The sequence below is a fragment of the Bdellovibrio bacteriovorus genome, assembly GCF_001592745.1.
In the GTDB taxonomy this organism is placed as follows: domain Bacteria; phylum Bdellovibrionota; class Bdellovibrionia; order Bdellovibrionales; family Bdellovibrionaceae; genus Bdellovibrio; species Bdellovibrio bacteriovorus_B.
Map to the genome: position 1 here is coordinate 868,434 of NZ_LUKD01000001.1, position 23,565 is coordinate 891,998.

General features: G+C 45.5%; 24 protein-coding genes. 10 read left to right on the forward strand and 14 right to left on the reverse strand.

Translation table 11 applies throughout. From position 1 onward, the window contains the following. Positions 1–98 precede the first annotated feature (98 nt). The 3 genes from AZI87_RS04075 to AZI87_RS04085 all read left to right on the forward strand — a co-directional run bounded on the left by AZI87_RS04075 (position 99) and on the right by AZI87_RS04085 (position 2,526). Positions 99–368, forward strand: a complete 270-nt coding sequence (locus tag AZI87_RS04075) for a CsbD family protein (RefSeq protein WP_063205131.1) — start codon at positions 99–101, stop codon at positions 366–368. Between the two features lie 200 nt (positions 369–568). Then, positions 569–1,114, forward strand: a complete 546-nt coding sequence (locus AZI87_RS04080) for a hypothetical protein (RefSeq protein WP_063205132.1) — start codon at positions 569–571, stop codon at positions 1,112–1,114. A gap of 104 nt (positions 1,115–1,218) precedes the next feature. Next, positions 1,219–2,526, forward strand: coding sequence for a flavin monoamine oxidase family protein (locus AZI87_RS04085; RefSeq protein WP_063205133.1), 1,308 nt, complete (start codon positions 1,219–1,221; stop codon positions 2,524–2,526). A gap of 4 nt (positions 2,527–2,530) precedes the next feature. On the opposite strand, the gene AZI87_RS04090 is transcribed toward AZI87_RS04085, so the two are convergent. Both AZI87_RS04090 and AZI87_RS04095 read right to left on the reverse strand, forming a co-directional pair. Beyond that, on the reverse strand, positions 2,531–2,854 hold the full coding sequence (locus AZI87_RS04090) for a hypothetical protein (protein WP_063205134.1): 324 nt from the start codon (positions 2,852–2,854) through the stop codon (positions 2,531–2,533). Between the two features lie 106 nt (positions 2,855–2,960). Further along, positions 2,961–3,830 (reverse strand): inositol monophosphatase family protein, encoded by an 870-nt coding sequence (locus AZI87_RS04095; protein ID WP_253696417.1) that lies wholly within the window; start codon positions 3,828–3,830, stop codon positions 2,961–2,963. A gap of 139 nt (positions 3,831–3,969) precedes the next feature. Here AZI87_RS04095 and AZI87_RS04100 point away from each other — a divergent pair, with 139 nt between their 5' ends. Continuing rightward, the gene (locus AZI87_RS04100) at positions 3,970–4,791 is read left to right on the forward strand and encodes an SPOR domain-containing protein (protein WP_253696418.1); all 822 of its coding nucleotides are present in this window, start codon (positions 3,970–3,972) and stop codon (positions 4,789–4,791) included. Here the strand turns inward: AZI87_RS04100 and AZI87_RS04105 are convergent. Genes AZI87_RS04105 through AZI87_RS04115 form a run of 3 tightly spaced genes read right to left on the reverse strand, consistent with a single transcriptional unit; the run spans position 4,781 to position 7,842 of the window. Next, positions 4,781–5,836 (reverse strand): pectin acetylesterase-family hydrolase, encoded by a 1,056-nt coding sequence (locus AZI87_RS04105; protein WP_063205135.1) that lies wholly within the window; start codon positions 5,834–5,836, stop codon positions 4,781–4,783. The genes AZI87_RS04100 and AZI87_RS04105 overlap by 11 nt on opposite strands. A 60-nt stretch (positions 5,837–5,896) precedes the next feature. Further along, a complete protein-coding gene (locus AZI87_RS04110) occupies positions 5,897–6,499 on the reverse strand; it encodes a hypothetical protein (RefSeq protein WP_063205136.1) in 603 nt (200 codons plus the stop codon). Continuing rightward, positions 6,496–7,842, reverse strand: coding sequence for a hypothetical protein (locus tag AZI87_RS04115; protein ID WP_063205137.1), 1,347 nt, complete (start codon positions 7,840–7,842; stop codon positions 6,496–6,498). Before AZI87_RS04115 ends, AZI87_RS04110 begins: the two co-directional genes overlap by 4 nt. A 186-nt stretch (positions 7,843–8,028) precedes the next feature. Here AZI87_RS04115 and AZI87_RS04120 point away from each other — a divergent pair, with 186 nt between their 5' ends. Together AZI87_RS04120 and AZI87_RS04125 are read left to right on the forward strand one after the other, a co-directional pair. Next, positions 8,029–10,323: an ATP-dependent helicase gene (locus AZI87_RS04120; protein ID WP_063205138.1), complete on the forward strand. Its 2,295-nt coding sequence runs from the start codon at positions 8,029–8,031 to the stop codon at positions 10,321–10,323. Positions 10,324–10,413: 90 nt separating this feature from the next. Then, positions 10,414–10,923 (forward strand): hypothetical protein, encoded by a 510-nt coding sequence (locus tag AZI87_RS04125; protein WP_063205139.1) that lies wholly within the window; start codon positions 10,414–10,416, stop codon positions 10,921–10,923. A gap of 52 nt (positions 10,924–10,975) precedes the next feature. On the opposite strand, the gene AZI87_RS04130 is transcribed toward AZI87_RS04125, so the two are convergent. Beyond that, a complete protein-coding gene (locus AZI87_RS04130; protein WP_063205140.1) occupies positions 10,976–11,470 on the reverse strand; it encodes a hypothetical protein in 495 nt (164 codons plus the stop codon). Positions 11,471–11,702: 232 nt separating this feature from the next. Between AZI87_RS04130 and AZI87_RS04135 the strand changes: the two genes are divergently transcribed. Continuing rightward, a complete protein-coding gene (locus tag AZI87_RS04135) occupies positions 11,703–12,161 on the forward strand; it encodes a hypothetical protein (RefSeq protein WP_063205141.1) in 459 nt (152 codons plus the stop codon). Positions 12,162–12,208: 47 nt separating this feature from the next. Here AZI87_RS04135 and AZI87_RS04140 read toward each other — a convergent pair whose 3' ends face one another. Next, a complete protein-coding gene (locus AZI87_RS04140; RefSeq protein WP_063205142.1) occupies positions 12,209–13,042 on the reverse strand; it encodes a flagellin in 834 nt (277 codons plus the stop codon). A 194-nt stretch (positions 13,043–13,236) separates the two neighbouring features. Continuing rightward, positions 13,237–13,740, reverse strand: coding sequence for a hypothetical protein (locus AZI87_RS04145; RefSeq protein ID WP_063205143.1), 504 nt, complete (start codon positions 13,738–13,740; stop codon positions 13,237–13,239). A gap of 256 nt (positions 13,741–13,996) precedes the next feature. On the opposite strand from AZI87_RS04145, the gene AZI87_RS04150 reads away from it, so the two are divergent. Then, a complete protein-coding gene (locus AZI87_RS04150; RefSeq protein WP_063205144.1) occupies positions 13,997–14,347 on the forward strand; it encodes a DUF1622 domain-containing protein in 351 nt (116 codons plus the stop codon). Between the two features lie 29 nt (positions 14,348–14,376). Here the strand turns inward: AZI87_RS04150 and AZI87_RS04155 are convergent, their stop codons facing one another. Beyond that, positions 14,377–15,561 (reverse strand): KamA family radical SAM protein, encoded by a 1,185-nt coding sequence (locus AZI87_RS04155; protein WP_063206564.1) that lies wholly within the window; start codon positions 15,559–15,561, stop codon positions 14,377–14,379. 8 nt (positions 15,562–15,569) lie between these two features. Further along, complete coding sequence (locus AZI87_RS18095) at positions 15,570–15,758, reverse strand: hypothetical protein (protein WP_155722492.1); 189 nt, start codon at positions 15,756–15,758, stop codon at positions 15,570–15,572. A gap of 121 nt (positions 15,759–15,879) precedes the next feature. Between AZI87_RS18095 and AZI87_RS04160 the strand changes: the two genes are divergently transcribed. Further along, positions 15,880–17,253, forward strand: coding sequence for a hypothetical protein (locus tag AZI87_RS04160; protein ID WP_063205145.1), 1,374 nt, complete (start codon positions 15,880–15,882; stop codon positions 17,251–17,253). 522 nt (positions 17,254–17,775) lie between these two features. On the opposite strand, the gene AZI87_RS04170 is transcribed toward AZI87_RS04160, so the two are convergent. Both AZI87_RS04170 and AZI87_RS04175 read right to left on the reverse strand, forming a co-directional pair. Next, complete coding sequence (locus AZI87_RS04170; protein WP_063205147.1) at positions 17,776–19,191, reverse strand: hypothetical protein; 1,416 nt, start codon at positions 19,189–19,191, stop codon at positions 17,776–17,778. An 11-nt stretch (positions 19,192–19,202) separates the two neighbouring features. Next, entirely contained in the window at positions 19,203–19,820 is a 618-nt protein-coding gene (locus AZI87_RS04175) for a co-chaperone GroES (RefSeq protein WP_253696419.1), read from the reverse strand. A gap of 135 nt (positions 19,821–19,955) precedes the next feature. On the opposite strand from AZI87_RS04175, the gene AZI87_RS04180 reads away from it, so the two are divergent. Next, positions 19,956–22,220 carry a transglycosylase domain-containing protein gene (locus AZI87_RS04180; protein WP_253696421.1) on the forward strand — a complete coding sequence of 755 codons (2,265 nt, stop codon included), beginning with the start codon at positions 19,956–19,958 and terminating at the stop codon, positions 22,218–22,220. Position 22,221: 1 nt separating this feature from the next. Here AZI87_RS04180 and AZI87_RS04185 read toward each other — a convergent pair whose 3' ends face one another. Beyond that, positions 22,222–23,202: an MBL fold metallo-hydrolase gene (locus tag AZI87_RS04185; protein WP_063205149.1), complete on the reverse strand. Its 981-nt coding sequence runs from the start codon at positions 23,200–23,202 to the stop codon at positions 22,222–22,224. 43 nt (positions 23,203–23,245) lie between these two features. Continuing rightward, positions 23,246–23,515: a 2Fe-2S iron-sulfur cluster-binding protein gene (locus AZI87_RS04190; protein WP_063205150.1), complete on the reverse strand. Its 270-nt coding sequence runs from the start codon at positions 23,513–23,515 to the stop codon at positions 23,246–23,248. Between the last annotated feature and the right edge of the window lie 50 nt (positions 23,516–23,565).

The window sequence follows — 23,565 nt, forward strand, 5'->3', positions numbered from 1 at the left end:
GAAATTCTCTGACAGTAGTCAAAGTTTTGGCGCGAAGATTTGACTGTTTGGCTGAGCCACGGTCTCCTGTTTAAAGAAAACTCAACCAGGAGGTCGTTATGAATAAGGACATTTTCCAAGGAAAAATCAAAGAGATTTCTGGCGAAATTCGCAAAAAATGGGGCGAGCTCACAGACGACGAGATCCAAAGAACTAAAGGCAACTCTGAAGCGCTGAGTGGTCTAGTTCAACAAAAAATGGGTTTAACGAAAGAAGAAGCCTCTAAACAAGTGAACGACCTTATGTCGTCCATGGAAGAGAGATACCGCGAAGGCGCGGATAAGGTAAATCAAGGCATTGATAAAATGAAAAACAAGCTCTCGCACTAGAGGGAGCCACCCGTAGGAGGCGGCTTCAAAAAGCGCCTCCTTCATCTAACAAATGCATCAAACTCCATTCAAATTACCGGTATTTCTGGCTCCCAAAAGACTATGTCTTAGACGTCCGTAAAAACCTTTCAAAGCCCTCCGAACTTCCCTTTATTTTGACTAGAGGTTTTGCTATCACTACCTCCTCACAAGGAGCTTTCGTGAAAACACTTTTCATTACTCTTGCCGCTTTATTGGGAACTCAACTGGCTTCTGCCGAAACGGCGCAAATTTACAAAACATTTGATGGTTCTATCGTACGCTGCCAAGGCAATCAGAAAACCAACGGCTCTTTAGGTAGCAAGGCTATTCAGGTTGAGTTGATCAATGCTACAAACTCACAAAAAGACCTCGATGCATCTTTAAAAGTTTCAGTTGTTCGCTGTGAAGACTCTCGCTGGGTGATGGACGCGAATCCTTCTCGTGAAAACTATATTGCGGATAACAATGTCGCGGTTGAGTTGACGTATTCAAATTACGAAGCCTTGGTCGTTGATAAAAACTATCAGGTGGTTTCAGTTCTTAATTTAGCTGACGTTGAAAATTTGAGTGCGCAAACACAATCTTTAAGCGTGAATAAAACAGCTGAAAACCCTCAAGACTTCGAAGTGATTGTACGTGCCACTGTCGAAGTTCGCGCTTCAAATGGTTACTACCAAAAAGAAATCAGAAGCTTTGGCTCTTACCGCCTTCGCCTTCAAAAGTAATATGATATTTCAGGCGACAGCGATCCGTTGTCGCCTTTCTTGAGAGTCAACACTTCCTCGTTAATTCAACTGTTCCCCTTCTTCGCATATTTTAAAATCTCAATATGGCCGCAAGTAAGATCTATGACGTCATCATTGTCGGTGCCGGCGCCGCAGGTTTGACCTGTGCTCGTCACCTTTCAGGCGCTGGCAAAAAAGTCTGTGTTCTAGAGGCCCGTGATCGTGTGGGCGGTCGCATTTATTCTTTACCTCACGACATAGAACCCATTGAACTGGGTGCTGAGTTTCTGCATGGGGTACATCCTATTCTCAACGACCTTATCCAAGAGCAGAATGGCTCATTCGTCACGGCACCAGAAAAGCATTTATTCTTAAAAGGCCGCTCGATGATCCCATTAAAAAATTTCGACAAAGAGTTCGGAAAGATCATCAACAAACTGAATGCCAATCCAAAGAATGATCGCAGCGTTGCGGATTTTTTAAAGACGCTTAAGAATGTTCCCGATGAATATCGCCAATCTTTCATCGCCTATGTTGAAGGATTCCAAGGAGCCGATATTGAGCTCATTGGAGAAAAGTCTTTAGCCCTTGCAGAGCAAGAGGACGAAGGCGAAATCGGTGGTGACGGTGCCTTTCGGCCTTTGCAAAGATACGCGAGCTATTTTGAAAACATGCTTGGTCAAAAAATAAATGCCCTAGTTCATCTTCAGCATATCGTCAAAAAAATAGAATGGTCGCAAAAGCACGTCATCGTCACCACGAATACAAAAGAAAAACAGGGCGTTCGATTCCAAGCGAGACATGTGGTGGTCACGGTTCCTTTAGCGGTTTTGCAAAACAATCAGCCCCTATCGCGCATCGAGTTTGCGCCGGCCCTGACGGAAATTACAGAGGCCTTGCAGGGTTACCACATGGGTCATGTACAAAGAATTATTTTTGAATTCAAAGAGCGGTTTTGGGAGAAACTGTCAAAGGAACCGGTCGTCTTTATGCGAGCAGGTCCCGATCACTACTTTCCAACCTGGTGGACAAAGAAGCCTATTCACAACAATATCCTCATTGCCTGGCAAGGCGGCCCAAAAGCTTGGGAGATGGCAACTTGGACATCGCAAGAGCGAGCCTTTAAAGCTCTTTCTACTCTTTCAAAGATGACACGGAAATCTCAAAACTATTTGATTGAAAATCTAGAAACCTATTACACCTACAATTGGAGCCGCGACCCGTTCAGCTTAGGAGCCTACAGCTACACCGGTGTTGAAAGAAAAAAATCTCGTCACCGTATTACAGAACCCATTCAAGGAAAAATTTGGCTTGCCGGTGAGGCCTTTGCGAAAAAATCCTCTCAAGGAACTGTTCATGGAGCCATGGAGACGGGAAGACAAGTCGCCGCCTCCATTTTAAAAAAAATCTGAAAATTTATTCTTCGCCTGTCATGTAGATTCTTAGAACCTGACATGTTGAATTTGTTTCTGCCGTCACGACTTCATAAGTCAGACTTCCACAGGCATCTAAATCGCCCGGCGTGCAGTGCAAAAGATCGGCTTCGTAAACGGAAATCAATCTGTTCCCTTGAAACTCCGAAGAAAGTAAATGCAATTCAGGGGGTTGAATCTCAGACTCTTCACGATCCAGTTGGGCTTGCTGAACGGCTGCTTTAGCCACTTTACGTTTGCAAGCGTCCGCAGCAAAAACTTGAGAGCTTGTCAGCGCAATGAGAATGAAAGTTACAAAAGTTTTCATACTATGTCCTCGCTTTGATGGCCCTTTATAATTGAGAATCTTCAAAACTTAAATGGGCATAGTAAGCTTTTTATTATGCGCAAAATGAATTGCGCTACCTAGTTGATCAATGTGTATGTGATTGCAGGTGCTTTTGGCAGATGTTTTGAATTTCTTTTACGATCGCGGGGTTGCCTGCAACGATCGAGTTCTTATAAGGATTGTATTCATCCCCTTTATACGTCTGAATAATGCCGCCAGCTTCTTCCACTAACAAGATGCCCGCAGCCGCATCCCAAGGCTGGATATTTCGCTCCCAATAGCCGTCAAAAACTCCCCGAGCCACTTGAGTGAGATCGTAAGCCGCAGCACCGGGGCGACGAACGCCACGGCATTTGCGAACAATCTCATCAAAGATTTTCAACTGCTCTGCGATGACATGTTCGTGTTCAGCAACAAAGCCAGTCGCAAGCAAAGCTTTCTTAAATTCCTGATTCTTAGAAATGCGAAGTCTTCGGCCATTAACAAAAGCACCCTGGCCGCGAATCGCCGTGTAGGTTTCATTCAGCATGGGAACATCAATCACCGCGAGTTGAATTTTTCCATCCATCTCCAAGGCAAGACTGATGCAAAAAATCGGAAAGCGATGAATGTAGTTTGTTGTGCCATCCAACGGATCGACAATCCAACGGCCTTCCGGTCCGGCAGGCTTCACCTCGACCTTCGCCCCGGGCGCGCTTTTCGCGGCGAAGCTTTCTTCGCCCAAGAACTCAATTGTCGGAAAATTTTTCTTAAGATGCTCTGCGATGACTCTTTCTGATTCTTTGTCGGCTTCACTGACTAGACCGGCTTGGAACTTCTCTTCGATATGTTCTAAGTTACCGAAATAATTGAGAAGCACTTCGCGCCCCAAGCTGACAGCCTTGATTGCTGTACTTAAGACCTGCTTCCAATCCATTGATTTTGCGCCATTTTCCACGGTTTTCCCTTTGAACATTTCTTCTGATTATTGACCAGTTCCGAGACTTAAAGCTAACATGATTGAAGGGCCAAAGGAAGGGCCTTAAACTTTAGAGATGCTTTGTAAAAATCAGAGCATATTAACTCAAGTGAGTTTAAACATGAGGATTGAAAAAATGAGTTCTAAAACAGACGCGGTTGTGAAGCTTTCGATAGTATTTTTTGTTTCATTGTTGTTCTTCTCTGTAGGAACATTCGTTGGCAAAAAGTACAGTGACAACCAACATCAATTGGCGGCTCTTGAACCGCAAAAAAACAATGCTCACGGCGAACGTGAAGTAGCGTCTGTTAACAACGGTCATGGCGAAACTAAATCTGGGCAGATGACGGATGAAGAGATCGCAAAGCTTGCAGAAGAATTCGTGGCTGACGAAGTGGCTCCAGTTCCAGCGGCTCCTCATGGTGAAGAAGGCCACGGCGCTTCTCACGATGAAAAAACTGTCGGTCACGATGCTCACGGCGAAGTTGCTGAAACAAAAACTCAGACAGAACCAAAAGCTGAAACAGCGAAGCCTGCAAATCCTAAAGGTGACAAGCATTCTCCAGTAACTAAAACGGAAGAGCCTTCTTCAGCGGCTAAAAACATCGCTTCTGGAAAAGCTCCAACAACTCACGACGCGACGGAAAAAGCCGCAACAGTGACTAAAGAAGAGCGTCTTCCTTCTTCACTTCCAAAAGATGTAGCGCAATACACTGTTGGAAAATTCACGGTGCAAGTAGCTTCTTACACAGACGAAGCCGAAGCTCAAAAATTGGCTTCAGATCTTAAAGGCAAAGGTTACAGCGCGTTCTACGTACCTGCTAATATCAAAGGCAAACAATACTACCGCGTCAGCGTGGGTCAGTTTGCGACTCAAAAAGAAGCTCAGTCTTACCGCACTGAACTTCTTACGAAAAGCAGAGTAGGTTCGGCGATCGTTCAACGAATCACTGAATAACAGATACACGAATCGTTTTTTTCAAATCCTGATGAACCCCGTGAGAAATCACGGGGTTTTTCTTTATCCCGTACACCCTCAAGGCAAAGTCCCACGCTGTTTCGCCTTTCATATCTTTCACCGACGCTGTCTGGTCCCGTTGCAAAAAGGTGTGAGTGACGACATCCGCAACCCATGTTTTTACATTGGCAAAGGGAGCGGCAATCACGGCGATTCCCGAGGGCCCTAACACCAAGGTGCGATGAGCTTCAGGCGTGATGTTGCCAAACACCATCGACATCACCATATCCTTTGTCGACTGCATAATACCAATATTCCAATCAGACAATTTTGCGAATACAGGTCCCATCAACGGAGCTATAAACCCATCGTCGACGGATGCCATCAGTCCAATTTTCGCAAATTGCGCAAGATAGTCTTGAGTCAGTAAAGGAGTAAACTTCTTCCAAAAGTTTTTTCCGAAATGCAATCCCGGGCTGTCAGCAATAATTGTTTTACGTGTACCGACCCCTAGGTAAGGTCGCATCGTTTCCGTGTGCAGAAGAGCCCCAATCGCTCCGGCGGACCATCCCCACACTGTCAATTCGGAAAGGTTTTTAAAGTCGATGATCCGCTGTTGATCTAAATAAGCGAAAGCCGCTGCGACATTCGTGGCACCCGTGTGATAGAGAGTCGCTCCGGTCTTATAGTGAGCCTCGTGAGTTCCGGCAAAAACGTCGCCCGTGCAATAAGGAAAGAAGAGGGCCGAATGCTCTTGCCACGGATTGCTGGGCTTTTCTTGCGCCATCACAGTGGTTTGGGGATCTCCCGGCAAGGGAGCAAGACGAGTTAATGGGCTTGAGCCGTAGCAAGTACCTTCCGACCAACAGGCTCCCCCACCCATGAATTCGATCAGCAGCCTGTCATCGTCTTTGCGATCAAGATAGACGCTATAGACTTCCCCATTTCCACAATGGGTGCCCGGAATGTCTATCTTCTGCCATGTTCTTGCTTCGGTAATAACACTGAATAATGTAATTAAGGCGAATAAAGAATATGTTTTCATGTCCTCATTTTTCGCGAGAACACGGAACGTGGAAACAACTTTGTTAACATTAGACTATGGTTAGAGAGCGAAGCGCACACCCAAGCGGATCACGACACTCCACACAGGATTTGGGTCGAAGTCCGATGCGATAAGGGCGCGACCCTCAACACCGGCAACAAAACCAAAGTTCTGAAGTCGATAAGCTCCTTCGCCACCGACAGAGAGTCCCGACATCATCTTGATGTTTTCTTTATCAGTGCGGCTGTCACCCATCAAAGTTGTCTTCACTTCTTCTTGATAGCCACCTAAACCAACGCCACCATACAAGGCGCCAGACAATTCGTTTTGCACTTTATTAACTAGATGGTAGCGACCCCACACCAAAAGTTCTTGATGAGTGCGCTCGATACTTGAAGTCGCGTTTCCAGAATCTTCAGAGTAACGCGCATATTCAGCCAGAAAACTGAGACGTTTTTTTTGATAACCAAAAGAGAAATTTAAAGGCTTCACATCTTCGATCTCTTGCGAGTTTGCCCGCTCATAGCGCATCTCGGGATTGATCAGATTGACGGTCAGATAAGAGGGAGCTTCCGGAGTCACCTTCGGCATTCTTGCACGTGATTCCTGCGCCCAGCTCACAGAAGAAGAAATTACCAACGCGAGGAAAACAAGAGCTCTCATTGCAAGCTGCTTTCTGTGACTGAAGGCGTTTCAACCGGAGCAACTTCCACTTTAGGCACCAATTTGAATTCAGACTCGGCCATCTTTTCGCAAGTCAGCGCTTCTTCCGTCGTTGCGACTGAGGAAGAAATGACTTCAGCTAAGAACTGACACTCTTCTTCACGGTAACTCTCATTCAGGGCAAACATCGACTTCAAAAATTTGTCAGCCGTATAATAATTCAAATCCAGCTTATCGAAGTCGTCTTTCATTTTCGGCAGAACTTTCACAATCAACTTTGCGATGTCTTTACGTGCTTGAAGATCTTCGATCCCACGCGCTTTAGAGTAAATGTCCGTATAACGTTTAAGAACGCGAGAGAACTGCGTTCCCAATGAATACGCATAACCCGTAACGTAGTCAGAGAAACGCGCCTTATCAGCAGCCCCGGAATAAAAGATATTTAAAGACCTTTTGATATTTTCCACTGACGGCAATGAGTTCACGGATTTCTCGTCGCGTACCTTTAAAGAACGTGTCGCTTTTTCAGAAGGCAAAGACTGCGCGATAAAATCAGGGTCGCCGGTGTACATCCAGCCCCAGTAATCAGCAAGACCTTCATTCAAACCGCGAATGATCGCCAGGTGATAGTACATGTGCATTTGGGCTTCGCTCATTTCTTCGCCCGTACTGATAGGCAGAAGACGACGGTGACGAACAGAAAGATCTTCTACGATCGCACGCTCTAAGAAGTTTTCACGATCATGAATTTGCGCGCGTTCGTCACCCATCACAAGTTTATAAAACAAAGAATGAAAGTGTTCGTGAGCCAAGATCCCACCGTTGATAGGAATTGGAAGACCTTCTGAAGAATAAGGAACTAAAAGCATGGAGTCCGTATTGCCATCATAGAAAGCGTTGTTCGTCAGACCGCCACGAACCTTCACAGCGACACCGACATCGCGAGGCCACTTGTTCACTCCACCAGCTCCTAACTCTTCATCCAAAAGCGCCAGTCTTTGCGTGTGCGCATAGATTGTAACTAATTGCTGAGTCATTTCATTGGCAGGAATGAAAGCTCCATCCGAATTTTTAATGAAACGACCTTGAGGAGCGGAACCTTGTAATTGTTTATTGGCGATGCGAGGGCTTAAGAAGAAACGCACAAACTTACCGGCCACGGTTTGCAGATCCGTGATGCCCTTCAATTCGAATATATCCAGAGAGTAGGAGCCTTTCGAGTTGCTCATAGGAGCTAAAACTCGGACGCTGCCCGTTTCCGTAGCAGAATCTGTTTGCGGCGCACAGGCTGCCAACACAGATACTGAAATTGCTGCTATGATCCGACTGAAAACGTTCTTCACAAAGTCCTCTCTAAGCACTATAAACGGAAGGTCCCTAAAGCCCATTGACCAAACGCGTTATAGTTATAGTTAAAATGGGCAAAAAACTCAATGAAAACTTAGGGATAGACAAACTTTGTCAGTCCCACTAAAGGTTCGACAGTGAAAGGGCTCTGGAAGGGGCCCCTCTTGTGACGAGGAAAAGCCATGGATGTACTTGATTTTGTTACGAAAGATTTAAACCCTCCGCAAAAAGACGCTGTCGAAACCCTTGAGGGGCCTTTATTGATTTTAGCGGGTGCCGGCTCGGGAAAGACCCGCGTTCTTACCCATCGCATGGCCAATATCATCGGCCAAGGGGTTGCCGCCCCCGATGAGATCCTTTGTGTGACCTTCACCAATAAGGCCGCCAAAGAGATGGAGCATCGTATTTACAAGATCCTTTCTGAGATGGGTGCACATGTTCGCGCTCAACTTTGGATCAACACCTTCCACAGTTTCTGCGTGCGCGTGCTTCGTCAACATATCACTTTGCTCGACTACAAACCTTTCTTCGGCATCTATGATTCATCCGATACGTTAAGCCAAATCAAAAAGGTTATGACGGTGCTGAATATCAACGACAAGATGTATCCGGCGAAAAACTTCCAAAGCCGTATCAGCAGCGCGAAGATGATGGGACTTTCGCCAGAAGCTTTCGAAAAAAATGCGAAGCGCTTGATGGATGCAAAAACGGTTGAGGTCTATAAGGCCTACGAAGTCGAAATGAAAAAAGCGAACAGCTTAGATTTCGATGACTTGTTAATGAAGACCTACGAGCTTTTCCGCATGTACCCTGATGTTTTAAAAATGTATCAGGAAAAATTCCGTTACATTATGGTGGATGAGTATCAAGACACCAATCACATTCAATATCTTTTGGTGCAGATGTTGGCGAAGGCTCATCGTAATCTTTGCGTTGTGGGTGATGAGGATCAGTCGATCTATAGCTGGCGTGGTGCTGATATTAAAAATATTCTGGATTTTGAAAAAGACTTCCCGGAAGCCAAAGTCGTCAAGCTTGAAGAAAACTATCGCTCTTCGGCTAACATTGTGAATGCCGCGACTTCGGTGATTAAAAACAATTCGCAAAGAAAAGATAAAACTCTTTTCACTTCGAACAATGCCGGTGACTTGATTCATGTTCGTGAAGAAAAAAATGAATACGATGAAGCGAAGTTTGTCGCAAAAACCATTCAGACGATGATGAATGAGGGCGAAGGCTCTTACAATGACTACGCTGTCTTCTATCGTACGAATGCGCAGTCTCGTGTTCTTGAAGAACAAATGCGCACTTTGGCCATCCCTTACCGCCTGGTGGGCGGCGTGCGCTTCTATGAGCGCATGGAGATCAAAGACATTCTTTCGTACATGAAGCTTGCGATCAATCCCGCCGACGATATTGCTCTAAAACGTATCATCAATGTTCCCGCACGTGGAATAGGTAAGACGACGATTGAAAAACTGGAAGAGTACGCTGCTCAACACGGAACCAGCATGTATCTTGCCGCGGGCAAAGCCTGCGATGATCGCATCTTCAATGCGGGAACAACAGGAAAGATCCGTCGCTTCTTGGAATTGATGGATGAATTGCAAGCCAATGCTTTGAATTTCAAGATTGTCGATTTCTATCACATCGTTTTGGATCGCACAGAGTATTTGCTGAACTTGAAAAAAGACGAATCTCCAGAAGCGCAAGCTCGTATCGAAAACTTAGAAGAACTCGACAATGCCATCGCCCAGTTCGCGAAAGAGCGTGGTGACGAAGGAACTTTGACAAGCTTCTTAGAAGAGATGGCTCTAGTCAGCGATGTGGACTCTTTAGATCAAGAGCAAAACTCGGTCACTTTGATGACTTTGCATATTTCCAAAGGTTTGGAATATCCTTACGTCTTTGTTGTGGGGATGGAAGAAAATCTTTTCCCAAGTGGCCGAAGCCTGGATAGCGATGGTGAAGAAGACGTTGAAGAAGAACGCCGCTTGGCTTACGTGGGCATGACTCGCGCTCGCCAGAAATTATGGCTGACTTACGCCAAAATGCGTCGCGTGTGGGGACAGGAGCAAATGAATCCTCCATCTCGCTTCATTAAAGAAATTCCGAAAGAGTACGTGGACTTCAAAGCGGCTATTGCCGAAGGACCTCGCTTTGTTTCACGCTATGGCTCTAGCTCTTACGATGCGGATGGAGCCTTCGACAGCCCTCGCTGGGGATCGTTGGCATCGGATCGCAACAAAGCACGCCCACAAAGTTTTGATGATAGCCAAGCCTTTCCGGACTATGAAAATGAAGGCTCGCAAGGCGGTCAGTTCACCAAAGGCATGCGTGTTCGTCATCCTACCTTCGGCGCCGGCACTGTCTATGCGACCGAAGGAACGGGCGAAAACTTTAAAGTCAGCGTGATGTTCACAGATAATACGGTGAAGAAATTCGTCGTGAAATATGCCCGTTTAGAGCGCATCTAGAATATTGATATTGAGCATAATTTGTATTTTTGTGTTGCCAAAATCATGGTTCCTGACAAATCTAGTTTGGCTACCTGAGGAGGTACTACTGTGAAAAAGTTTTTTGTTGTAGCATGTTTATTTGTTTCATCTGTTTCTTTTGCTCAAAGACCAGCTCCAGCTCGTTCTGTAGCGTCTAACGGCGAAAACACTGCAAGCATCAGCTTGGGTATGAGCAGCTCTGCGCTTAACATTGGCGGCAGATTAGAATTCAGCCAAGAACAAGGTGCCTTCGGTGGTTACGCATTCTTGCAAACTGAAAAGAAAGATGCGGGAATTCCGCAAATCCTTTCTTTCGGTGGTCACTCTTTGATCAAGCTAGTTGATGCATCTAATGTAAATGCATACATGGCTCCAGGTGTTGGTATCTCTATGATCAAAATGGATGGCGCTGATGACAAAACTGTTTTCGGTCCTTCTTTCCGTTTCGGTGGTCAAATCAAATTGCCTCGCGGCGCGGGCGCTCTAGGTATCGAGCGCATGGAAATCTGGAACTGGTTTGATGATGAAGCTGCAGGTTCTGCTGCTATCACTTCAGCAGTTTACTCTTTCAACTTCTAATTTTGAATTTTAGAATTGAATAAAAAAAGCCCGGCTTTCGCTGGGCTTTTTTTTATTCACAAGGTCCTTCGTATTTATCATTCTGAATCAAATGACCGCGGGTTTCTCGGAACGAGGATTGAACCTGTACCGCCTCCCCTTCTAAAAGATCTCCATCTCCGGAGCCACCGCCTTGATCGATGACTTGCACGTAGTGCGTGAGTTCATGAACTAAAGAATCTACCGGCGTTCGAGGATGTTTATAGGACGCGCGTTTATTCATAAGATAAATCGTGTTGGTATTGCCATCGTAAACGTTTAAGAAAAAATCAGGGCGAATTCCCCACCATTTTTCCATGGCGTCTTGAAAGACAACGAGGTCCGTCTGGCTTTCAATTTTAAGATTTACAGTGCCTGTTTTAGTGCTCTTCATTCGATTGCGAACAACTTTAAGCAAGCACTCTTTGTTGTCCTGAAGTTTGTCGGCATCCCAGTATTCAGTATTTTGAGCGAAGCTTGTGCTTCCGATAAGAAGAATCATTAACAGCGAAATTACAGATTTCAACATAGGCACCTCATTGAATACCAAAGACTCTTGGTAGCAGGTTGCAAAGGGTTGGCCATGAAACTGGCGCTTGTTTGTCGTTTTAATGGGTGTTCAGCACAAGAATCAATAGCCAAGTCCGCTTAGCGCGGGTCTATGTCAAAAATATCGACAGACTTTATTTGGAGCCCGAGCAAAGTCTTGGTGAAAATCAACGGGCGTTGCCCCTGCTCGTTCGGAACTGTAATCTTGAAGTATGAAAACACTTAAGCACGTCCTACTTGCAGTTCTAGTTCTTTTACCATCTCTTTCTTTTTCTGCACCCGCAGGTTTTTTTCTGACCAATACGAAAGAGATCACCGAAGACATGGTGAGCTTTCACTACATGTCTAGCGACGGAACCTTTGATCTAAAATGTGCGCATGTTTTTGATAAACCTGATGCCCATGATTGGGACGTTTGGTGCGGCAAAGGAACCAAGTGGTTGCGCCAATTCCGAGTGCACTTCTTAGTAAGACAATATCAGGGAAGAGATTCGCAGAAATCGGCTTTTGAAGTTTTGTATTGGGTGATTGATCGTGATCAAAAGACGCCGAAGTTTTCTTCAACATCGTCTTGGATTCAGTTTAACAATCCGTCAAAACTAGAAATTATGAGATTCAGCCAAGGTGTTGAAAACGACTACGCTTACTTGACTGTTGAACTTAAGCCATAAAAAAAAGGGATGACCGCTTTCACGGCCATCCCCAACGGAGAAATCAATTAACCAATCAGTTTCAATGCCAATTGGTTGGCTTGGTTTGCTTGCGACAACACGGAAGTTCCCGCCTGCAATAAAATATTATTTCGAACCATTTCACTGGAAGCCGCCGCGATATCGGTATCACGAATACGGCTGTTTGCTGCTGCCAAGTTTTCTTGAGTAACACCCAAGTTGTCTACGGTTGATGTCAGACGATTTTGTAAAGCTCCCAGATAAGCGCGTGTGCCGCTGACATTTGTTTGCGCATCATCAAGACGTGCCAACGCTTCTTGTGCGCCTTCTTTCGAAGAAAAATCAATTCCATCTAATCCCAGAGCATCGATCGTCGCCGCGTGTTTGCCGGCATCAAAGGAAATGCGATCGGCAAAATCATCATTGCCGATACCCACTTGAAAATCGAACTTAGGAGCAGAGCCATCAAGAAGCTTCGTCGTTCCCCATGTCGTTGACTTCGCAATACGCTGCATTTCGTCTTTAAGCTGAGTAACTTCTTTGTTAAGCATACCGCGCTCAGTTTCGCCCACCGTATCGGAAGCCGCTTGGATTCCTAATTCACGTAAGCGCACTATGATGTTGCCGATTTCGTTCAAGCCACCCTCTGCTGTTTGAATCAGGGAAATACCATCGTTCGCATTTCGTTGGGCTTGAGATGCAGAGCGAATCTGCGCTTTTAATCTTTCGGAGATAGCTAAGCCAGCGGCATCATCAGCTGCCTTGTTGATACGACTGCCTGAAGATAACTTCGCCATAGAATCATTGATAGCTCGTTGCGAACCTACCAAGTTTCTTTGTGCATTCAGTGCAGCGATATTTGTCGTAATTCTCATTCCCATAAGTTCCTTCAAAGTGGCGTGATAAATTTTTCGGTAATCACGATGGGAACTTCACAAGACTATGGGATAAATTTAGGAAGACATAGCAAACACGAGATTGTTGTAAAGGACGAGTCCTGCGCAAGATTGAATCACTTTCGTGTTTCGAGGTGAGATTTTCCCCCGAGAAGCCTCAGGGGAAAATGCATCAATGTTTATCTCGGCTGAACAACATCACATGTTGGGAAAGTGAAACTTTTAAAGAAAGAAGTTCCCGCTTCACCACGAGTCACGTGAACCTGTGTAGAAATTGTTCTTGGCACAGTCACGTCACGAGTTCCCCACTCTGTGCAAACTGGTGTTTGCTCGCCAGAACCTTCAAAGCGTAAACACTCTGGAGCTTCGTAAGTGCGAGGTGCTGTTTTGTGAACTGTTTCATAACGAGCACAAACCCAGTCTGTGATCGGACCGCCACCTTCACCTTCAGGAATGTTTCTTTTTACCGGAACAAGCTCGGCACACTCTCTTGTTGCGCTGATGGCTCTGATCTCATAGTCCGTCATGCAGGCATTTGACAAAGAGATGCCATGCAAATTGTAGCCATGTTCAACGACAGCATCGCGATCCGCGAAGATCTGACTCCAGGAACTTCCAGCATGAACGGCGAACGCACTTGAAGAAATAACCAATGTTAGTAGAGAAACAAATACTGATTTCATAAAATACCTTTTTTCTGTTGTTTTAGTGTTTTTCAAAGTTGCGCAACAGCCATGGAATGTTCCGCAAAATTTCCGGTAACGTAGCGGAACACTCCGCGAACAGTCTAAATACAAAAATGTAATTGTGGTTCAGCAGGTAAAAAGAAAGTGTGTGGTCTGAACGTACCCAGAAAAGAAGTGTCGAATTAAAGATTTTCAAATCCGAAATTTGCGAGACACTGAAGACGCTCCTATACCGGAAATTTGGAGGAGTTCGATGCTTCACGAGAACGTACGACAAATCGCTGTGGCCTTTGAGCTTGCGGGCATTGGCACCATTATTATTGGTGCCATTTATTCTACTGGAAAATATTTAAAACACTATTTTAATAAAGATCCGGAAGGATATCGCAAGTATCGCAGCGGTATGGGAAACGCCATTCTATTGGGACTGGAATTATTGGTTGCCGGAGACATTATCGGAACCGTCGCCGTTGAGCCCACTTATCAAAATTTAGGAGTGTTGGGCCTTATCGTTTTGATTCGAACTTTTTTAAGTTGGTCTTTGAGCGTAGAGATTCATGGGCGTTGGCCTTGGCAGGAAAACAACAAAGACCTTAAAGAATAATTTTAAAAAAGAAAATCCGACTCAAAAGTTTAGAGAGACTTTGAATTCTTAAGCGCAAGCCATTCTTCTTCATACAAAGAGACATCTGGCTTTTTTATTTTTTCTGGAGCGGGGCTGACGTATTCCGCCTTCACTCCGTCCCAACCGATGTAGTGACGAGTCAACCCTTCTTGCCCGACCTCGAAGTTCGGCACAAGATACGTTTTTCCTCCACCGTTCGGAATATCTAAAGAAAGATTCGGCATCGCGAGTCCGGAAAGATGACCCCACAACTCTTTTTGAATCTCTAATGAGTCTTCAACAGATGTCCGCAAGTGATCGGTACCAATCGAAGGATCGCATTGGAACATGTAATAAGGCTTCACACGTAAATAAAGCAAACGACGATTTAAAGCTTGGACAATTGCAGGATGATTGTTGATGCCGTTAAGTAAAACCATTTGATTCATCACCGGAACGCCGTTATCGACGAATCTTTCCAAAGCTTCAACAGCTTCCGCTGTGAGTTCTCGCGGATGATTGAAATGAGACATTAAAAAGACGGGCTTGTGTTTCTTTAAAATCCTCACCAAGTCATCTGTCACACGCATAGGACATACCACAGGCATACGGGAACCAATGCGAATGATTTCGATGTGCTCAATATTTCTTAGGTCCGTCAGTACACGGTCAAGTTGCGCATCACTGACAGTTAAAGGATCTCCGCCAGAAAGAATAACTTCGCGAAGGCCCGTGTGTTTGCGGATGTAGTTGAGCGCTTGCTCGTATTCGTCGTTTTTAATAAACGCTTGTTCTTGTCCGGTGAAATGTTTACGCGTGCAAAAGCGACAATAAACACTGCAGATATCCGTGATCAAAAATAAGGCGCGATCCGAATAGCGATGAATCACGCGAGGCGCGGGATTATTTCTTTTCTCTCCCAAAGGATCGAGCATCTGCTGCAAGCCTTCTTCGATTTCATATTTTTGCGGCATTAAGATCTGACGGATCGAATCGCCAGGCTCCCCCGCAAGGCTTGCGTAGTAAGGCGTTGTGCGAATATTAAAAAGTTCTTTACCACCTTGAAAAGCCAGACGCTCTTCTTCGGAAAGCGTGAAGTGTTTTTCAAAATCGCTTTGCGTTTTCAAGCTATGGCGAAGCTGCCAGGTCCAATTATTCCAATCAGACTGGGAAACATGCTCTGGCTTAGGGCTTCGAGGGAAATGAAACTTCATCGTCGTGGTTATGAATGAAACTGAGTTAATAGGCAAGACGTCTTATAAAAGTGACGTGAATGGGCGCTTTCAGGGTGTTTTTCAAAGTTGGCGGTCGTCAGCTCTAAATCACTGATTTCAGGTGTTTTTTTAGCCTTCTCAGGGTGGGACACCAGAAGTTTTACAGAGAGCCACTTGCGATTCCCTATTCTCAACATGAGAACCCTTTGAAATTTTCATCACTTACCCCCTCTGGCACCAAGCCCTCAAGTTGGCGCGGCCCTCGCTTTACATCAGGTTAGGAAAAAGGGTCTGGAAGACCCATATATAGGAGGACTTATGAAAACTTTCACTTACCCAACACACAAATGGGTCTTAACGGCGACACTGCTCGCTGTGCTAGGTTTAAATGTATCTTTCAACACTCATACTGCGGGAGTGGCGTCTGCTGACTTCGCCTCTACAGAAGGTGAAGGCATCACGCCATCAAAAATCTACACCGCCGACGGTGTGGTCCCAGTAAAATACATTGATAACGGTGAAGACAAAGTCCTCGCGTTAGTTCCAAAGAAAATGACAGAAGGTAAAGCCTGCGACTCTTGCGGCTACGAATCCTATCCATTAAGTGTAAAAAACAAAGAAGACATCGACAGCTTGAATGTCGCATTGATGAAAGCCATCGGCGCCCGCTTGACGACTCAGGAAAAACCGAAGGCGGAGGCGACGCAGGAAGTGGAAGCGTCGGGCGATGCCAAGATCAATCCATTCGCATCTCTGGAAAAATGTGACGACAAGAAAAGCAACTCTGACGTTCTTTCTTGCCGTACTACTAAATATATCCGCATTCTTAAATCAAACGCGAAATCGATCAATAAAGAAGACGCTTATGATTACTACAAAGAAAATATCGAATCTTTGATCTTGAGCGAAATCGCTGAATCTCGTCGCATCGTAAACGGCCAAAGAAGAGCATCCGTAATGCCAGGCCAATGGAGCTTCTTCAGCGAATCTGATTCCGCGATGAAAGATCCTGCGGCAATGCGTGATGAAGCACTTAAACTTGTACGCGAATTGATCAGCGGCGTTCCAGGCAAATTCGAAGATGTAAGAAGAAGATTGATTTCTGCCGAGTCAGAGATGATCCGCGCCGAAGCTCTTGAACTACAACAAACATATGTTCAAGCTAGAGACACTAAAGATCCATATCTTGGAAACTATTTGTTCAACGAAGGTAACTACCGTAGAGCAGACCTTGAATCATTGCTGAATAATGTCCTAAGCCAAACACAAATGGGTCTTGAAGGTTTGAAATCTTCTGAGACAAGTGCGACTTTGAAGAACCAGTATATGACTGAAATCAACTCGTACATCCAAAAAATCTACAACGGTATGAATACTGATGTTTACAACTTCATGGGAGCTGGAATCGGCGGAGGCACTACTGTACTTCCAGGTGTAAGCTTAGATTCTCGCCTACAAAACCCAGGGCGCATGGGAACAACGACGACAATAGTTCCAGGTGTTTCAACAAGAACAGGAGCAAACCTAACAGTTTCCCCTGGAATCGTAGTTCAACCACAAGTTACGACTGTCCCTGGAACTACTCTACCGAACTTCCTGCCGCAAACTAACAACGGCGTAAGCTTCGGCACAGTATCGCCAATCTCTCCGCAATCACTGCAACAAAGACTCGACATCCGCGGCAGATTCTAAGAATACAGCAAAAGAAAAAACTAACAGTTCCTCCAACGGGCTCACGACGGGCCCGTTTCCTATTTTAACTAACGACGTGACGCAAACGCTTACTTCCACCGTGGAAGTAAAATTTCATTCGAAGAGTCACCCCGACGATTTCAAAAATCAAATCAACGTAAAAACCGGCGAAGCCCAGAAAAAACACCAGCTCCCATTTCGGGATTTTTTTTTATTGTCTAGAGATGGAGTCGCCTCAGCAAGATTTGCAAGGGAAGTGGTTTGATGCTTCTCCGAAGGAAGGCCTTCGCCGGCGCACGATGCGCGAACCGCCTGAAAGGCGGCGGCGACGAACCACGATGGTGTGCCGACCGCAGCGAGAAGCTTCAAACCACTTCCCTTGCAAATCCCCCGCTCGAAGCCAATTCCAAGCCCCAGAAAAAAAATCCCGAGGGACTTTCGTCCCTCGGGCCCTGCTCACCACCAAACAAGATGTAATCATTTAGTCATCAAGCTGTCGTACAAGTTGCAATCAAGTTGTTATCAAAAGCTGATGGCGGCTTTAGATGCAAATCCAAATGTAAAACTATTCTCTAAACCGTCGTTGCCATTTTTAAAGGCGTCACCCGGGAAGAGAAGACCGACTTGATTCACCCACTGAATTCTTTCAGATGGTCTGTAAATCACTTCGATATCCCATTCTAGGCCCAGATCTTTTGAAGAATCAACAGAGTTTTTTACGACATTAGAAATTTGTGCCCACACGAGTGTGTTGCGAACATCCACTTTTTCATTCCATGCGTAGTTCACTGAAGGTGCAACGTAGATGGTGTTGCTCACAAGTTCATCATCCGCAGAGTTTCCAACATTCGCAGAATTTCCCGCCGTTGCATCCGCTTGAGAAACATCTGTGCGGTACGCATTCGTGTTCAAGAAATCTTTTCTGCCTAAACGGTGATTGAAAAGAAGCATTGCCGGCCCGTAGTTGCGGTTGAAAGCGTAACCGCTGAACTCTGTTGATGACGGGTCATCTCCAGTCGCCATACCTAACATCAATTTGTAATCCCATTTGGATTCATTCTTCTGGCTGTAAACTTCAGCTGCGATACCGAAACCATTCACGCTGACGTCTTCTGTGCCTTTTGTCACTCCAGACTCACCACTTTGGAAACCAGCTTCTAATTTGAACCCGAAAGCATCAAAGCCACGACCCAAAACGAAGTTCGTTCTTTGGATGTTCATATCTGAGTTCATGCTGTCGCCGCCCATTGCAGCTACTTGTCCGTCCGTGTAAGCCAAAACTTCTTTTACGCCTTTAACGTTTTCTTGATAAACGCCAAGCAAAGATTTGTTCTCTTCACTTTCATATTGAAGTTGGAAACCCAATGTAGAGATCGTTCCACCCTGACCGTAACCGCTGGATTGTTTGCGGCTTAATTGCGGCATGAAGAACCAGTCACCTACTACGATTTTGTAAGCAATCATATCGCGAGTGTCGTACCAGTGATCAAAAGGACCTTTACCCGCGTTGTAAGTCATACCCAAACCGAATTCGAAGGGAGCACGACCGACGATCAAAGCGCCGTATTCTTGGTTCACATTCAAGTAAAGTTGGCTGACTTTCAAATCAACAGAACCTTCGTTCGTCGAAGTCGCAGTGCCTTGTGTGTTTTGATTCAATCCCCAGATTTCACCTACTTGCGAGTTCGGATATTGAGAACTGTTCAAAACATCGAAGCGAGAAATGATGTTTACGCCATCAGCCGCGATGATTTTTGGGCTCAAGTAAAGATAGTTCAAACCATAGGCTTTTCTTTCAGAAGGTGAACCCAAAGATGGTTTATCCACTTCAGTCCATTCTGCGCGGTAGCCCCCGCTCCAATCCAAACTCATGGCGTTGGCCGTTGTGGACAAAAGCGCCACCGAAAGACCCAATGCTTTCAAAAGATTCTTATTCATTTTCATTCCTTTTATTTTGCGACCACGCCAAGGACATCCCCCTCGCGAAGGATGATGAGGTCTTCGTTTTGAATTTTGATTTTATTGCCAGCGTACTCAGAGAAGATCACTTTATCACCGACAACAACGTCCATCGGTTTCAAATGACCTTTTTTGCTCATGTGACCGCGACCGACAGCAACAACCTGACCTTGTAGATTGCCAGAAGTATCTGCCACTGTATCCGGAATGTACAAACCACCTGGAGTCATTTTCTCTGCTCCAGAAAGTTGCACGATCAAGCGATCATCCAATGGAGTTACGAAATTGCTGAGATCCAAATTTTTCGTTGGGGCTTTTTCTTTGACCAAGTGAGAAGCTTTCGGCGCAGAAGCGACTTTCGCAGGAGCTTTAGCCGTTTTCTTAACAGCAGAAGGTTTCGCTGCTTTTTTGGGAGCGGCCTTCTTAGGGGCTGCCTTTTTCACTACGGCCTTTTTTGCCGGAGCTTTTTTCGCCGCCGTTTTTTTTGCGGGGGCCTTCTTAGCCGGAGCAGATTTTTTAGTTACTTTTTTAGGAGTTTTTTTAGAAGCGGTCTTTTTAACGACCTTTTTAACATTGGCTTTTTTAGCAGAAGCTTTCTTCTTAGCCACAACCAATCCTTTCGTTCAAACAAGCTTAGGAAAATTTAAATTTCGCTCATTTGCTTCAGAGAGAGTTTTGCACTACTCTTAACATATATGTTGCGACCACGATTAAAGACCATTTTAATTGCTTTTACAATCCTTGTGACGCTTGTAATCATCTCTGGCCTTGGCGTTGGCGTCTATGCCTACGTCACACTGGAAAAAGAACTGACGGAAAAGTTGGAGTCGAAAAAGTTCATCGTTCCGACAGAGTTCTATGCAGCTCCACCAACTTTTTACGCTCACAGCTTGATACAGATTTCCGAAGTTGAAAAACAGCTTTTGCGCCAGAATTATCGCCGTCGCGACTATGATCAACGCATTCTTCCCGGAGATTATTTCATAGCCAATCGAGAGCAGTGTGCGGCCCGTTTGCAAGTGGGTTTGAATGAAAATCAAGAGGCCTGCATCGGTTGGGTGACATTGGATACGGCTACCGCTGACGTGGACAGCTCTTTACAAATTCTGGTCGTACAAAAAGATCGTTTGATCTCGCAAATTTTTAAAGGGGCTCCGTTTGTCGAGATGACCGAAGCCCACGCCGAAGCTCCATTACTTGCTCAATACATTGGCAATGAACCTTTGATGCAAAAGACAGTGACATTAGGAGAAGTTCCTCCGATGTGTCTGAATGCGATCATGGCCATTGAAGATGCTCAATTTTTGGAGCATGGCGGAGTCAGCATTAAAGGTATCTTCCGTGCGCTGGTAAAAAATATTGCGGCGGGACGAAGAGCTCAAGGTGGTAGCACCATCACTCAACAACTTGTAAAGAACTACTTTTTAACAAGTGAAAGAACTCTGAAAAGAAAATTTCAAGAGTTCGTGATGTCCATCCTGTTAGAATCGCGTTTTTCAAAAGATCAGATCCTTGAAACCTATCTGAACGTCATTTACATGGGACAAAATGGAGCGTTTCAAGTTCGCGGGTACGGTTCAGCAGCCCGTTACTATTTCGGAAAAGAAATCGCGGATCTGAATTTAAGCGAATGCTCACTGATGGCCGCCATCGTGAACAGTCCCGGCTTGTACAACCCTTTCCGAAAACCTGAAAACGCAGAACGCCGTCGCCATTTGGTTCTGGAAAAAATGCAAGGTCTTCAGTTCATCTCCAAAGATGAAGCCGACGCCGCAGACCGCTTGCCACTTCCGGGCGAACCCAGAACTCAAGCCTCTGAAACCGCACCTTACTATCTAGATGCCGTTCGCAAGCAGCTTCTTTCACAAAATATCAATCCCGAGGGTTTAAAGATTTACACCGCTTTGGATTTGGAAGCGCAAGAAGTGGCGCAAGTGTCTTTGCGCGGCCACTTAGACAATCTTGAGAAAAATAACAAATACATCAAAGGTCTTCGCGAAAAAGGCAACAGCCTTGAAGGCAGTGTCCTAGTAGCAAACAATGTGACCGGCCTTGTGAGTGTCGTCGTAGGCGGCCGTAACTATCGCATGACTCAATTCAATCGCGCTATTGATGGGCACCGCCAAATTGGTTCGATCATGAAGCCCTTTGTATACCTGACGGCGCTTTTAAATCAAACCTCTGAAGGACAACCGTATACTCCAATCACGTTACTGAACGATGAAAAATTCAATTACAAATACGAAGGCCAATCTTGGTCTCCGGTAAATTACGGAAAACAGTATTTCGGACAAGTTCCGATGTTTTATGCGTTAAAGAACTCTTTGAATGCTGCGACAGCGGCTCTAGGTATCGCCGTCGGATTAGGAAACGTGATTGATGTCACCCACACCATGGGCGTCACATCAGAACTGAAATCCTTCCCGGCGATGACTTTGGGAGCTTTCGAAATGTATCCGAAAGAAGTTCTGCAAAGTTACATGACCCTTGCGAACATGGGCCAAAAACAAAAAATCTCGTTTGTTCGCCGCGCTCTGAATTCTGATGGCGTAGAAATCTTCGCTCATCAAATAAATCCCGAGCCCACAGTCGATCCTGCAGCCGTCGCAAGTCTTGTCGGGATGATGAAGCAAACTGTTCTGTCAGGAACTGCTCGTTCGATCACGCTCAGTGGATTTCAGAATCCCGCTGCTGGAAAAACAGGAACGACAAGCGATAACAAAGATGCTTGGTTTGCCGGGTTTACTCCCTATCTGACGACGGTGGTTTGGGTTGGTTACGACAACAACCTTCCGCACCGATTAACGGGTTCTAGTGGAGCAGTACCAGTGTGGACGCAATTCATGAAAAAAATCGGGACGCGCTTCCCGGCCGATGATTTTCCTTGGCCGGAAAACACGAAGAAAGTGCTCTTAGATCAAAGCACTTTGGAATCTTTAAATGCGTTTAAAGAAAATGATCCGACTGAAGTTGAATTGATTTTCGACGCCGAAAAAGCACCGAACTGATTTAAAGTTTAATCTCTAAGCCTTCGTAGGCAAAGTCCCATGGGATCGGCGGAAGTTTTTCGCCGTTTCTAGTCGCGAATCTTTCGCGTGATTCATAGTACTCACGCGTTTGTCTTTTAAGTTCTAAAACATGCTCAATACGAGCGCCAGGATCATGATGGGCAAATAAAATGCGTTTGATTCCCTCGCGAAGGGCGATATCCAAGCCCACTTGAGCCGCACTATGTCCCCAATTGGCTTTTTCTGCCAACTCCGGAAGAGTGTACTGCGCATCGAAATACATAAGGTCAACGTTTTGATACAAAGGCAAATCCTCCGCAAGCTCTTCGCGGGTCACACGAGTGCCTTCGGTATCCACGCAATGAGCGTAGGCTTTACCTTCACTTTCCACTTTCAAGCCCCAACATGGATCGGGATGATCCAACTGGTAAGGCGTGATGGTCATGTCTTCTAATTGAAAAGGCTTGCGAGGTTCTAAAGTATGAAAAACCACTTTCGCCTTTAAAGATTCAAACGGAACCGGGAAATAAGGACGACTGAAAATTCCACGAATCAAAGATTCAAGCTCGGGCTGAACCGCATAGTAGTGAACTTCACAGCCAGGAATAAAGTGAGGGGTAAAGAACGGCAATCCAATCACATGATCCCAATGAAAGTGAGTCATGAAGATGTGAAACGCGCCCTTAGACCGACCCGTGGTGCCACTCATGATTCGTTCACTTAAATTGCGAATCCCACTGCCACCATCAATGATCAATTGAGCTTTATTACTTTGAACCTCAACACAAGTTGTCGCTGCTCCATAACCGCCGATGCTAGGAACTTCTGCCGTCTGAATGTATTTAGAAATTTGTGAAGGATCACGATAGCCCATAGAGAAGAAGTTACGAAGTACTCCTTCAATATGATAAGTCCAGTCCGTTGGAGGAGGTGCCGATGGAATTGAGCCCCGAACTCCCCAAAATTTTATCGTGAGCGACATATGATTCAGGATAACTATTTATAAACACGAATCAAATAACATATTAGGGGCTGGACTTCTTATCGTAGTTCACCACCACGTACTCGGACCATGGTACTGCCTGGCAAGTACGGATAATTTGAGTTCCTTCCACATCCGCGCTGGTTTTTCCCTCTTCAACGGCCGCCCCGCAAGTACCGCAAGTCCCCTCCATACAAGAATATGGAGGATTGATTTGAGCGATGAGTGCCAGGTCCAAAAGTGTTCGTCCCTCTTCAGCAATGACCTCGGTGGCCTTACCCTCGATGATAAATTTTACCTTCATACCCATCATCAGAGCATTTCGGTAAATTCCGCACAATCAGTTTATGGTATCTAGCGACA

What these genes read in the sequence shown, in the direction of transcription:
- AZI87_RS04075 (WP_063205131.1), top strand. Translation starts at nt 99, where the DNA reads ATGAATAAGGACATTTTCCAAGGAAAAATCAAAGAGATTTCTGGCGAA.
- AZI87_RS04085 (WP_063205133.1), top strand. Translation starts at nt 1,219, where the DNA reads ATGGCCGCAAGTAAGATCTATGACGTCATCATTGTCGGTGCCGGCGCC.
- AZI87_RS04090 (WP_063205134.1), bottom strand. Translation starts at nt 2,854, where the DNA reads ATGAAAACTTTTGTAACTTTCATTCTCATTGCGCTGACAAGCTCTCAA.
- AZI87_RS04095 (WP_253696417.1), bottom strand. Translation starts at nt 3,830, where the DNA reads ATGTTCAAAGGGAAAACCGTGGAAAATGGCGCAAAATCAATGGATTGG.
- AZI87_RS04100 (WP_253696418.1), top strand. Translation starts at nt 3,970, where the DNA reads ATGAGTTCTAAAACAGACGCGGTTGTGAAGCTTTCGATAGTATTTTTT.
- AZI87_RS04105 (WP_063205135.1), bottom strand. Translation starts at nt 5,836, where the DNA reads ATGAAAACATATTCTTTATTCGCCTTAATTACATTATTCAGTGTTATT.
- AZI87_RS04110 (WP_063205136.1), bottom strand. Translation starts at nt 6,499, where the DNA reads ATGAGAGCTCTTGTTTTCCTCGCGTTGGTAATTTCTTCTTCTGTGAGC.
- AZI87_RS04120 (WP_063205138.1), top strand. Translation starts at nt 8,029, where the DNA reads ATGGATGTACTTGATTTTGTTACGAAAGATTTAAACCCTCCGCAAAAA.
- AZI87_RS04130 (WP_063205140.1), bottom strand. Translation starts at nt 11,470, where the DNA reads ATGTTGAAATCTGTAATTTCGCTGTTAATGATTCTTCTTATCGGAAGC.
- AZI87_RS04135 (WP_063205141.1), top strand. Translation starts at nt 11,703, where the DNA reads ATGAAAACACTTAAGCACGTCCTACTTGCAGTTCTAGTTCTTTTACCA.
- AZI87_RS04140 (WP_063205142.1), bottom strand. Translation starts at nt 13,042, where the DNA reads ATGGGAATGAGAATTACGACAAATATCGCTGCACTGAATGCACAAAGA.
- AZI87_RS04145 (WP_063205143.1), bottom strand. Translation starts at nt 13,740, where the DNA reads ATGAAATCAGTATTTGTTTCTCTACTAACATTGGTTATTTCTTCAAGT.
- AZI87_RS04150 (WP_063205144.1), top strand. Translation starts at nt 13,997, where the DNA reads ATGCTTCACGAGAACGTACGACAAATCGCTGTGGCCTTTGAGCTTGCG.
- AZI87_RS04155 (WP_063206564.1), bottom strand. Translation starts at nt 15,561, where the DNA reads ATGAAGTTTCATTTCCCTCGAAGCCCTAAGCCAGAGCATGTTTCCCAG.
- AZI87_RS18095 (WP_155722492.1), bottom strand. Translation starts at nt 15,758, where the DNA reads ATGTTGAGAATAGGGAATCGCAAGTGGCTCTCTGTAAAACTTCTGGTG.
- AZI87_RS04160 (WP_063205145.1), top strand. Translation starts at nt 15,880, where the DNA reads ATGAAAACTTTCACTTACCCAACACACAAATGGGTCTTAACGGCGACA.
- AZI87_RS04170 (WP_063205147.1), bottom strand. Translation starts at nt 19,191, where the DNA reads ATGAATAAGAATCTTTTGAAAGCATTGGGTCTTTCGGTGGCGCTTTTG.
- AZI87_RS04185 (WP_063205149.1), bottom strand. Translation starts at nt 23,202, where the DNA reads ATGTCGCTCACGATAAAATTTTGGGGAGTTCGGGGCTCAATTCCATCG.
- AZI87_RS04190 (WP_063205150.1), bottom strand. Translation starts at nt 23,515, where the DNA reads ATGATGGGTATGAAGGTAAAATTTATCATCGAGGGTAAGGCCACCGAG.